Annotated in this window: 10 protein-coding genes and 1 riboswitch; all 10 genes read right to left on the minus strand. The window is 37.6% G+C overall.

Going from position 1 to position 11942, the window contains the following annotated elements:
• Nucleotides 1-280 precede the first annotated feature (280 nt).
• The 10 genes from ptsG to ACHUFV_RS24555 all read right to left on the minus strand — a co-directional run bounded on the left by ptsG (nucleotide 281) and on the right by ACHUFV_RS24555 (nucleotide 11933).
• Complete coding sequence (ptsG, locus tag ACHUFV_RS24510) at nucleotides 281-2338, minus strand: glucose-specific PTS transporter subunit IIBC (protein ID WP_394238816.1); 2058 nt, start codon at nucleotides 2336-2338, stop codon at nucleotides 281-283.
• Between the two features lie 198 nt (nucleotides 2339-2536).
• Nucleotides 2537-3379, minus strand: coding sequence for a glucose PTS transporter transcription antiterminator GlcT (gene glcT, locus ACHUFV_RS24515; protein WP_394238818.1), 843 nt, complete (start codon nucleotides 3377-3379; stop codon nucleotides 2537-2539).
• 165 nt (nucleotides 3380-3544) lie between these two features.
• Nucleotides 3545-4870, minus strand: a complete 1326-nt coding sequence (locus ACHUFV_RS24520; protein ID WP_394238820.1) for an NCS2 family permease — start codon at nucleotides 4868-4870, stop codon at nucleotides 3545-3547.
• A gap of 174 nt (nucleotides 4871-5044) precedes the next feature.
• Nucleotides 5045-5146, minus strand: a riboswitch (purine riboswitch).
• Between the two features lie 132 nt (nucleotides 5147-5278).
• Nucleotides 5279-7156 (minus strand): selenocysteine-specific translation elongation factor, encoded by a 1878-nt coding sequence (gene selB, locus ACHUFV_RS24525; protein WP_394238822.1) that lies wholly within the window; start codon nucleotides 7154-7156, stop codon nucleotides 5279-5281.
• Between the two features lie 275 nt (nucleotides 7157-7431).
• Nucleotides 7432-8337 (minus strand): sulfite exporter TauE/SafE family protein, encoded by a 906-nt coding sequence (locus ACHUFV_RS24530; RefSeq protein ID WP_394238824.1) that lies wholly within the window; start codon nucleotides 8335-8337, stop codon nucleotides 7432-7434.
• Nucleotides 8338-8394: 57 nt separating this feature from the next.
• Nucleotides 8395-9486, minus strand: a complete 1092-nt coding sequence (locus ACHUFV_RS24535; protein WP_394238826.1) for a proline racemase family protein — start codon at nucleotides 9484-9486, stop codon at nucleotides 8395-8397.
• 42 nt (nucleotides 9487-9528) lie between these two features.
• On the minus strand, nucleotides 9529-10002 hold the full coding sequence (locus ACHUFV_RS24540) for a glycine/sarcosine/betaine reductase component B subunit (RefSeq protein ID WP_394238828.1): 474 nt from the start codon (nucleotides 10000-10002) through the stop codon (nucleotides 9529-9531).
• A gap of 58 nt (nucleotides 10003-10060) precedes the next feature.
• Nucleotides 10061-10813 (minus strand): proline reductase cluster protein PrdD, encoded by a 753-nt coding sequence (gene prdD / locus ACHUFV_RS24545; RefSeq protein ID WP_394238830.1) that lies wholly within the window; start codon nucleotides 10811-10813, stop codon nucleotides 10061-10063.
• Between the two features lie 87 nt (nucleotides 10814-10900).
• Complete coding sequence (gene prdB / locus ACHUFV_RS24550; protein ID WP_394238944.1) at nucleotides 10901-11623, minus strand: D-proline reductase (dithiol) protein PrdB; 723 nt, start codon at nucleotides 11621-11623, stop codon at nucleotides 10901-10903.
• 16 nt (nucleotides 11624-11639) lie between these two features.
• On the minus strand, nucleotides 11640-11933 hold the full coding sequence (locus tag ACHUFV_RS24555) for a CBO2463/CBO2479 domain-containing protein (protein WP_394238832.1): 294 nt from the start codon (nucleotides 11931-11933) through the stop codon (nucleotides 11640-11642).
• Nucleotides 11934-11942: the final 9 nt, after the last annotated feature.

Genomic DNA, 11942 nt, shown 5'->3' on the forward strand with positions numbered 1-11942 from the left:
TTTAATGTCTTTTTTTCAAAAAAGACTAAAAATTAAAACGTTGACGTTTTTGTTTGTTTAGTTTTCAAAGAGCAATTAATATGTCGCTCAAGCGACTTTTAATAATATATCACATTCACAGAAGATAAGTCAATAACTTTTTTTAAAAAGAAAACTATTACCTCACGACTGCTTAAGTATAATAACACTTAGCCTTCAGGGAGTCAATAGTGAATTCTAAAATAACAACAAGAGCCGTCCTCTTTATTAGAGAACGGCCCTTTTCCTTCATTAATATAGCTTATTTTGAGATATCAATGATATTTTCTTCTTTAATATCTACATTCCCTTGCTTCTTAATAACCACTGTTTCATCCTGAGCAAGATTCGTAAATACAATTGGAGTTATAATAGAAGGAACTTGATCTTTAATAGCATCAAAATCAACCTTTAGTAGAGGCTGTCCAGCTTCAACCTGATCATTTTCAGCAACCAATGCTTCAAAGCCTTTACCTTTTAAATTAACTGTGTCGATACCAACATGAATTAAGATTTCACGTCCGCCATCAGATAGAATTCCAATTGCATGTTTTGTTGGGAACAAATTAACGATTTTCCCTTTTACAGGAGAAACAATCGTACCTTCTGAAGGAAGAATCGCAAAGCCATCTCCCATCATCTTACCGGAAAATACTGCGTCAGGTACTTCTGTTATTGACTTAATTTCCCCTTTAATTGGTGATACAAATTTTTCATCGACAATTTTGTTTTGTAAAACATTCGGAGTCACTTCTTCTATCTGTTGTTCAACACCTTTTTCAGGCGCTTTCTCTACAGCAACAGGTCTTTTACCACTCATGATATCTTTCATTTGTCCTTTGATTGTTTCTGAACGAGGACCAAAGATTGCTTGAATATTGTTTCCTACTTCAAGTACTCCAGCAGCACCTAAACGTTTTAACTCATTTTTATCTACATTCTTAATATCATTTACTGAAACACGTAAACGAGTGATACAAGCGTCTAAGTGAGCAATATTACTTTGACCACCCATTGCCTCAAGAATTTGATAAGGTAAATCGCCGCCTTTAGATTGGCCAGCTTCCGCTTCAGTCACCTCATCTTCACGTCCTGGTGTTTTAAGATTGAATTTACGGATAGCGAATCGGAAACCAAAGTAGTAAATAACCGCAAAACCTAAACCAACCGGAATGACAAGCCAAGCATTTGTCTGCGGATTGATTAATCCGAAAAGAATATAGTCAATTAAACCACCTGAGAAAGTCATACCGATTTTAACATTCAATAGATGCATGGTCATGAATGATAAACCAGCGAATATTGCATGAATACCAAACAATACCGGCGCAACAAACAAGAAAGAAAACTCAAGAGGTTCTGTGATACCTGTTAAGAATGATGTTAGTGCCGCAGAAACCATAAGTCCGCCAACAAATTTCTTTTTCTCTGGTCGAGCTTCCTGATAAATCGCTAAAGCTGCAGCAGGTAAGCCAAACATCATAAACGGGAATTTACCTGTCATAAATGTACCCGCTGTTAAGTTCTGTACATTGTCTGAAATTTGTGCCATAAAGATACGCTGATCACCACGAACAACATCTCCAGCCGCTGTCACATATTGACCGAACTCGTACCAAAATGGCGAGTAGAAAATATGATGTAATCCAAAAGGAATTAACGAACGTTCGATTACCCCAAAGATAAACGCGGATAACGTTAAGTTTGCATGAACCATGTTTTGTGAGAATGCATTTAAACCATCTTGAATTGGAGGCCAAATTACAAGCATCAATAATCCTAGAACGATTGCAGATGCAGCCGTAACGATTGGAACAAATCGTTTTCCAGCAAAGAAGCCTAAGTAAGATGGAAGTTCAATTTCAAAGAATTTATTATACATAGCCGCAGCCATAATACCAACGATAATTCCCCCGAAAACTCCTGTTTGTAGGGTAGGAACTCCAAGTACATTCGCATAGTTTAAACCGTTTACATCTTCTGCAGTAATACCTAACACTGTACCCATTGTTACATTCATAATTAAGTAGCCAATAATCGCTGCAAGTCCGGCAGTTCCTTCTCCTCCAGCAAGTCCAACAGCAACACCAACAGCAAACAGCAACGGTAAGTTACCAAAAACAATGTCTCCCGCTTTCTGCATGACAGCGGCAACCATTTGAATGGTACTATTATCTAGAAATGGCGCAATATCTAATAAAGTAGGGTTAAGTAGTGCAGCACCCAACGCAAGTAAAATACCCGCAGCCGGCAATAACGCAACTGGAAGCATTAAGGCTTTACCAACTTTTTGTAGAACACCAAAGGCTTTTTTCAACATATAGAAACCTCCAATTTTATTTTTTATAAGCTCATAAAAACGCTATCAGAAGAGTGAAAATAAAAAAGGCATGAGTAAAAGAAAAAATCGAAAGATGATTTGGAATTAGGTATACCTTTCCCCAAAATCATCAATTCAATTATCTTCTTTTACTCATGCCTGATCGAGTCAGTAACACGTATAAGAATGATAGCGTTATTAAATTTTCTTTTTTTGCAATCTTTGCAGATGCATTGTCAGATAAACTGCTTCTGCATCATAAACAGGTTGTTGAAGATACTTCTGCATAACCTTTATGAGCTTCCATGAAAGATTATAGCATATAGGATATTCCGCTTTCAAGAAGGAATTTATATTTCCTTGTTCTTCCACTGTTTCACCAGCATTAATTCTTTCAATCGCAAACCTTAAGTGCCGGACAAGTCGTAAGTAATCAATACTTTCCTTGTCTATTTTTATATCTAGTTGGTCCTCTATTAGTTCAACTAAAGATGTAATTAACTGAGAATGGCGATTTACATCAGAAAGCTCTTTATTCATAATAGCACTATGAATATGCAAGGCAATGAAACCGATTTCATCTTCCGGCAGATACACCCCTATTTTTTCCTCAATTAACGTGACTACTTCCCTTGCAGTGCTGTACTCCATTGGGTACAACGCTTTTGTTTCAAGTAAAAACGGGTTTTTCATTTCCAGACCATTAGATAGTCGTTTTATCGCAAACATTAAATGGTCCGTTAATCCAACATGGATATGCTCATTTAATTCTGCCCCGGTACTTTTTTTGATATGGTGTATCGCAGTAATGATCGTATCCAAAAGGTCTGTTTCAATAAAAGGCAATAGCTTAAGATAATTTTCTTGTTCTTTTTCATTTTTCAAAACAAAGGTCTTCTCAGCGTGGGATTGATCAATACTTTCTCCCTTTTTGCGATTGAACCCAATTCCTTTTCCGATTATCACTACTTCGCCATATGATGAATGCTCTCCAATTAATACATTATTATTTAATACCTTCTGTACAATAAGATCAGCCATAGTTTCTCCTCAGTTTATAATGACTTTCACAATTCATATCTTATAGAAATATAAGGTTTTAAGTCAAATGATTTTTATTGGCTTTTTATCGAACTTTTTATTTTTAACAGCATACTTATAAAAAAAACTGACTAAATCAATAGTCAGCTTTTTTAGCACTTACCATTATTTAAAAATAAAGTATAAAATAAATATGATAAAGAATAAATACATAATTGGATTGATTTCTTTTGCACGTCCTGACACGATCATCGTAATTGGATAGAAAATAAATCCAACTGCAATACCAGTAGCAATACTGTAAGAAAGAGGCATGATGATCATTGTTAAAAAGGCAGGTACGGCAACTTCAAATTTTGTCCAATCAATTTTTCCAAGTGACGAAACCATTAACACTCCTACGATAATGAGCGCCGGGGCAGTTACCGCCGAAGTAACAACCTGTAGTAACGGGAAAAAGAAAAGTGATAACAAGAAACACGCTGCTGTTATGAGCGAAGCAAAGCCTGTTCTCGCACCTGCGGCAACCCCTGCAGAAGATTCAACATAAGAAGTAACCGTTGATGTTCCAAGAATAGAACCTGTTACAGATGCAATAGAGTCAGCTAATAAAGCCTGTCCTGCACGTGGCAGCTTGTTATTCTTTACAAATCCCGCCTGGTTCGCAACAGCAACCAATGTACCGGCATTATCAAAGAAATCAACAAATAAAAATGTTAAAACAATTCCAAGCATAGCCGTTGTATAGAAAGACGGATCACTAAATGATGAAAATACCGCACCGAATGTAGGTTCAAGACTAGGTACCTTATCAACCACTTTAGTTGGTGTATCTATTAATCCAAAAACCATACCTACAATAATAGAAATAATCATGCCATAAAAAACGCCGCCTCTTACCCCTCTAACCATAAGGATAACAGTCACTAAAATCCCAAATATAGAAAGCAGTGTATTAGGCTCTGATAGATCTCCAATACCAACAAGTGTTGCATCATTATTGACAATAATTCCTGATGTTTGCAAACCAATAAAAGTAATAAATAAACCAATACCAGCACCAACAGCATGCTTTAGTTCAATCGGTATAGCGTTAATTAGCTTTTCACGAAGTCCTGTTAAGGTTAAAATTAAAAAGAACATACTGGAAATAAAAACCGCTCCGAGTGCATGCTGCCAAGGAGTACCACTTCCAAGTACAACTGTATATGCAAAGAATGCATTTAATCCTAAACCAGGTGCAAGCGCAAGCGGATATCTTCCAAGCAGTCCCATAATGATACTGCCAATCGCTGCTGATAAAGCAGTTGCCACAAAGACAGCTCCATAGTCCATACGCAGCGCATCAGGCAAATCAGGAATATCAGCTAGAGTCAGCGTGATGGGGTTTACTACTAGAATATAAGCCATTGCTAAAAAGGTGGTTAATCCGCCTATAATTTCGCGGCGATAATTTGTTCCAAGCGCATCAAACTGAAAATACTTCTTCATGATATTCCTCCTATATATAGTCCCTACAAAAGCGATCCTGGCAAATAATCATGCTATCACACTATTCATTCTAACCAAACAGATGTCAGTTGACACGAATTTCGCCAAAACCAAATAGCACTTCAATAACAATCGAAGTGCTTGACTACAAATAATGACAATAAAAGGAGAATATACAATTTATTATCAACTCGTAGTCAAGCTATTTACGGTAGCTTGGTAGAAACTTTTGGGCCATATCCCCAAGATTATACGATGTATTTACATAATTGCCTTACCGAAAATATTATATCAGCATAAAATAAACCCGTCAATAAATAAAACGAACATTTTTATATCTACATTTCCCAACGTTCGTGTTTATTCACATTATATATATTCACTAAGCTCAACCGATATTCATCTATGTTAATATAACAACCGGAAATTCTCTACACGCTTGGTAATTTTATTTTTATCGAGACACTCTAAAATGATCATGGAATATTTGCGGCTGGATCCTGTCATATCCCGAAATTCTGCTAGTGTCATCTTACCATTCTGTTTTATAAAGTTGATTACTTTCTGAACAGCCTCTTCATAGTAATCTTTAAACATGACGGTTTCTGAATCAAGACGAACAATCGTTTTACCTGTAAGGGAATCAATTAATTCCTTGCGTTCTTTGTTATCTCCTATGAGTTCCAATTCACTTGGAGGAGTAAAACCAGCTTTTTTCAATTTTTGCTCGATATCTTCTTTATCCTTTAGCTGATATTTGTTATACGTTACCGTAAACTCACTTAAAGAAATGGTCTCATGATTCTTTATCACTTTTTCATCGGCTAACAATTGTAACAGTTTATCAAAGTCTTTGCTCTTTACATTCGAAGCAACCCGAGATCGCAGCTCTTCTTTTGTTATTCCTGTTCTCAGTCTGAATGATTTATGATAACGATCTAGAATAGCTGTTATATCCTTTTTTAACTTTTCATATTTCAACGAAGACATATACAACTGGTGAACTTTGATCAGCTGGTTTTTCTTGACCATTTCACCCATGTACTCTATTACTTCTGTTTGAGGCATACCCAAATAACTGGCCGTTTCTTCCATTGAGGTCAGCAAATCTTCTTTTCTATTCATGAAATCGGCAATTAATTCACTTGTTGAGCCTTTTTCACGGGTCTTTAGCGTTTCGATGGTATGCTCGTTAAAACGACGATGTTTTGTTGGCAGTGTATCTAATATTACCCCGCCGCCGATCACATGCATTGGTGAATAGGAACGCAGGATATATTTATCACCTTTTTTTGCTGCAATCTCTTCTTCAAGACGCAGTTGTAAGAAGGCCTCCTCACCCGGCTCTAGCCTTTCAACACCGATTGGAACAGCACGACAAAGAACCTCTCTCGTTCCTATATAAAGACGCAGCCTATCCCAAAGATTAATAGGGTTCTCGGCATGTGGTAATAACGCTGCTTTCACATCGATCATCCACGTTTTTTGGACTGATCCAGAGCTTGCTAAAGTGTCCCCTCTTGAGAGATCATTCACATGCACGTTTGCTAAATTTAACGCTACCCGCATTCCTGCTGAAGCCTCATTAACATTTTTCTCATGAACCTGAATATTTCTTATTTTGGTCCGAAGCTCCTTTGGAAAGATGATTAATTCGTCATTAACATGTAATGTCCCTTCTATCAGCGTTCCAGTAACAATTGTGCCAAAGCCTTTTACTGAAAAAACACGGTCAATATGCATCCGCGGTGATACAAGTGAGTTGGAGCGTTCAATCTTTTGGCTTTCCTCATCGATTTTTGAGATTAGCTCATTAATTCCCGTACCTGATAGCGAATCTACTTTATAGATTGGCGCCTCTTCAAGGAGTGTTCCTTCTAATTGCTCTTGAATATCTTCAACTACTAATTCTACTAATTCCTCATCAACTGTATTTACTTTGGTCAGCACGATAATATACTTCTTGATACCCAGCATTTGCAAAATATCAATATGTTCCTTCGTTTGCGGCATAACGCCCTCTCCAGCATCAATAACAAGGAGTATTAAATGAATTCCAGAAAGACCCGCCATCATGTTTTTAATAAACTTCTCATGCCCTGGTACATCAACAATTCCGGCCCGTTTGCCACTTGGCAGATCCATATAAGCAAAGCCTAAATTAATAGAAAGCCCACGTGTTTTTTCCTCTACCGTTGTATCCGTTTCGATTCCAGTCATAACCTTAATTAAGGTTGTCTTCCCATGGTCGACGTGTCCTGCTGTTCCAATTACAATATGGTCCATTTTCACTGCTCCTTCCAGTCTTACTTTTTACTCCAGCACCAATTACCTTTTTATGGAATTTTCAGTTTGAACCAAACGATTCCCCATTCATTCATGATTAACTATACGTACATTTGCTTTATATCATAAAATTGCACTGAATAAAGTGAGATATGTCTCACAAAAATGCAATCTATTATCCTCTTATCCTATATCAATACAGAAAGAACAAGGAAGACAGCATGGCCATCTTCCCTCCTCATCTTATGAAAATTTAGTTAAATATAAGTCTGCAATTATGCACCTTTTTGATATTCAACGGAATCAGAAGAAACAGCCGGTTTAAAGCTGGATCTTAGCATTGAAACTGAAGTGTATAATACAACCGCGATAATTAACCATGTTAATATAGTTAAATCTAGGCTTGTAACAAATGTAACGGCAATCGCTACACCTAATATACCCCCGATTGTCAAACCAATAGCGCCTTTTTTGGAATAACGGCTGAATTTAACAAATTCATAGCTTGCTACAGGCATCAAGGCTGAGCAAGAAGTCATCATAATCGGAAAAGCCACAAGAGGATTTAAACCAAGCATATACACTAAGGCCATACATGGTGCATATAGACCAATTCCTGCTGTCATTAGGGCACCCAGGATAAAGTTCCCTACAACCGCAATTATAAGCGGTATACCGCTAAGTCCCATCGCTTCGTTGCCTTGACCTAGCATATCAAGTAAAGATAATTGTTTAGCAGCCATTAGGATTGCCGTAGCAGCAAGCGCAATTCCCATAAGTCTTTGGATTTTTTTCTCAGGGAATTTTGATACCGTTCTTGCACCTACCCACGAACCGACCATAGCTGCTACAACCATGGAAACAAGGGTTAACGCTTCAACCTTAACAACAGTAGTAAATATAATAGCTTCAACAATTACTGGAATTGTATGACCAACATTTAATGTTCCGGGCAGTAATTCATCATTCTTTAAAAATTTTGTTATTTTAAAACCAAGTGTTGTCGTAGCAAATGACCCAATTCCAAGGGTATCAAGGAAATCTGTCACAAGACCAACAATAAATGCCGACAAGGTTTTTTCCGGGCCAAGGTTAGCTTTGTGTTTGATTAAATCTTTCAGTAAAAAGAAGGAAAACCAAACTCCCAAACCAACGAGCAGTGTTATAATCGCTGCAACCACTTAAACCAATCCTCTCTTTTTTCGAGTACCTAATAAAAAACTTAAGAGCTACTGTGCTTATTTCAAAGTAAATCCATATTTAAGCGGGTCTTCAGGGTCAATTAAGAAAGTATTATATCCAGTAATATAGGCAGAGCCGGTTACTTCTGGGACAATAGCAGCTTGTCCGCCAATTGTTGTTTCTTCCACTACGCGTCCCTTAAATAAAGTGCCAAGGATGCTTTCATATACAAATGGTTCATCAATAGCCAACTCTCCCTTAGCATAAAGAGTCGCCAGCTTAGCACTTGTGCCTGTTCCGCAAGGGGATCTGTCCACTTGCCCTTGTCCAAACACAACAACATTCTTATAGGTCGCTTCAGGATGTGTTGGATCATCGAAAATTTCGATTAAATCGGCTGTTTTAATGTGGGCTAACGTTGGATGTTGAATTTCAATACTGTCATTTACTCTTTGTAAAATCTTCATACCAAGATCAGATAGCTTTGAAGCATTTTCTGGCATTACCTTTAGTCCTAACTCTTTTGCAGAAATAATGACGAAGAAGCTGCCGCCAAAGGAGATATCAAAGGTTACCTCTCTATCTAATTCAGGAATCCATAGTTTTTGGTCCCTCTTATATAAGAATGAAGGAACATTTTTAAAGGAAACCTCTTTTACTTTATTACCGCCTTTTATGTAAGCGGTTGCACGAACAAGTCCCGCCGCAGTGTCAAGAACTACTTGTGCTGTTCTTTGATCAGCATACGTCTCTACCATACCTGTTTCAATTGCCGCTGTAACTGCTGCAATCGTATTATGTCCACACATATTTAAATAACCGCCGCCATCCATGAAAATGATACCGAAATCCGCTTCTGGATGAACCGGTGGAGTTAAGAATGCACCAAACATGTCATTGTGACCGCGTGGTTCATGCATGATTGCTGTACGTAAATGATCTTGATAATCAATCAAATATTGTCTTTTATCAGCCATTGTTGCACCTGGGATATTAGGAAGTCCTCCTGTAACAATACGAGCAGCTTCACCTGCTGTATGCGAATCAATTGCTGTAACCATTCTTGTCATGGTGGTTCTTTTTTCTTGGGATTCTGTACTTAATTGCTCATTTTTATCAATAACTGGAATTAATTCTGAAATTGTCATGGTCTATACCTCCGATTTTCGAAAGCTCTACACAGTCGGGTCTTATAATTGTTTGTCCCGTCTGATCTTTAACTTTAACAATGCAAGTGCTTTTCGTGCATCCATTTCATCGACGTTGTTTTCACCGACAACCTCTGTCTCTATGCCTTCCTCTGATTTATTAAAATCTACCACTAAATCAGTGAATTCATTTGTAACAACAAATTTCGCCTGGGTGCCAATAAACTTTAATCCGACAATACTAATGCCGCGTTTACCTATTTCTTCCATTGTATTAGCGAAATCCACATCACTATTTCCCCAACCATCTGCTGAGATAATAGCACCATCTACACGCATTGCTTCTAACCATGCAGCTGTTCGCTTTCCAACCAGATGTTTGTTATAATTGTCCTGTGGTGTTCCGACAATAACGATACCCGCCAGGTCAACGTCTTGATCGGAACTCACTATCCGAGTCAATGGATCTCGAAAATGATGTAATGTCGTTTCTTTTGTAGAAGGTCCAATTCCCATTAAACATCACCAGCCTTTAGCGATTGTTCACTTCATCACATTTTACATGAAAAATTTTTTATGTCAGGGATCGCAGTGCACCATCGCGATATTCGTTAGGGGTAAGGACGACAGGCATATTTCCTATGTCAATGATTGAAACTCCGCCTTCTATCCCGCTTGGTTCTTTCATGTACAAAAGATTATCATACATCGCACCTTGTCCAGCCACTTGCTTAACGATCGCAATTCTTGTTTTATCTTTTTTCACCTGATCATGATACACATGTTTCTCATCTGCATCTTTTCCATTTTTCATTTTTAAAATATCTCGAATTGGATGGATGATAGAATCACAAATCTGAAACATCGAAAATGCCAGACTTCTTGTAAAAGAGAGACCTGGTTTTAGAGTAATATCGATATGAATAATATAGTCATCTTCATTTGGTGTTCCAGCTCTGCCAAGCTTTAGCTTCTCCTTCAAAATGCCTTCAGATGAACCAAACTCGTGCATTTGATTCCCTTCTTCATCTCCACCGGTCAGCATGACATAAACACCTGTTAATGTATGGGTAATTCCTTCACCTAGTTCACCTAGTACTTTAGTGGATATCGGCATGATATCCATAATCGTATTAATTTCAATATCATGTTTTTTTGGTTCAATAATGGATACTGAAAGATTTGACACATTATCAAACTTATCAGCTAGTTCATCATACATACCTGGAATTGTTAACGTTCCATTACTTAAGTTAACCTTTGAACCAAATTCCACATTCATAACATGGAAACATCGAATCGTTAAACTTCTGAGAACCTCTTCCATATCTATCACCCTATATGTTCAAATTCTAGTACTCACAAATAGATATAGCTATTTGTGAGTACTAGTTGTTGTGTAAACATATTGCGATTAAATATGAGCGATATACTCGTAAGGTAACGATACAATTGTTCCCGCTGTTTGGATGATTTCAAGCTGTGCTAGTGTATCTTTTAAAATGCCTGTTTGCATTTCAATGTTATTCGGCTCACCAGCATTAGCTCCCATTGGAATTAACGGTGCTACAGCACGAGGTGTACCATTTTGGCGCACTACCGGCGGTAATGCTGCAATAAGAATAGTTGGAATACCAGCTGCTTCAATAGCTCTCTGCACGATCACGGCAGTTCTGTGACACGTACCTCAGCCAGCTGTAAGAAGAACGGCATCTACTTCTTCTGCTAATAATTTTGCGGCAATTTCAGGACCTGTTTTTTCAGTAAATACTTCCTGATTTCCACCGCCGCCCATAAAGCCATAATGCATTGGGGCAACTTCCTTAAATATCCCTTCTGCTTGTAGCTCACGTAAGCGGTCAATCGGGAACATACAATTGATATCTTTGTTAACATCAGCGTTATCATAACCGCCATGAGATACCATTAATTGATCTGCTGGAGCATCTCCAGGAATTTCTCTAAATGTTGTATCCCCTGCTAGATTAAAACGCTTATCTGATTTTAAATGAACGCCTGCTGCTGTTGCTAAAGCAATGCGCATTTCCTTTAATGGTTTTGTTACTGGTGTAAATACTGGTTTAGGCGTAACTGGAACGTAAATCTCTGATTGTAAACCTTTCACTACGGTAACCATTTTCTCGACCCCTTTCTTATACTGTTTGTCTATTCGCTTCGATTTCTTTTCTGCGTCGTATTGATTCATTTATAGCATAGACGTACTTTTCATCTGGAGTCTCATCAAGAACCTCCGGATAACTCATCATAAAGCCAACCTCTTGACCTAATTGAATATTGTATTGTGAAATAAGCATTCTGCGTGGAATTTTCAATTGTCCAAGACGTCCTTTTAAATCAATCGTTACGCTTGCATCTGTTACTTCTACGATGATTCCTTCATACATTCTCTCAGTAGAGATATATTTTAATTCTGCTAATCTATCCATAAATTCACC

Source organism: Niallia oryzisoli (assembly GCF_043641075.1).
Taxonomy (GTDB): Bacteria; Bacillota; Bacilli; order Bacillales; family Cytobacillaceae; genus Bacillus_BD; species Bacillus_BD oryzisoli_A.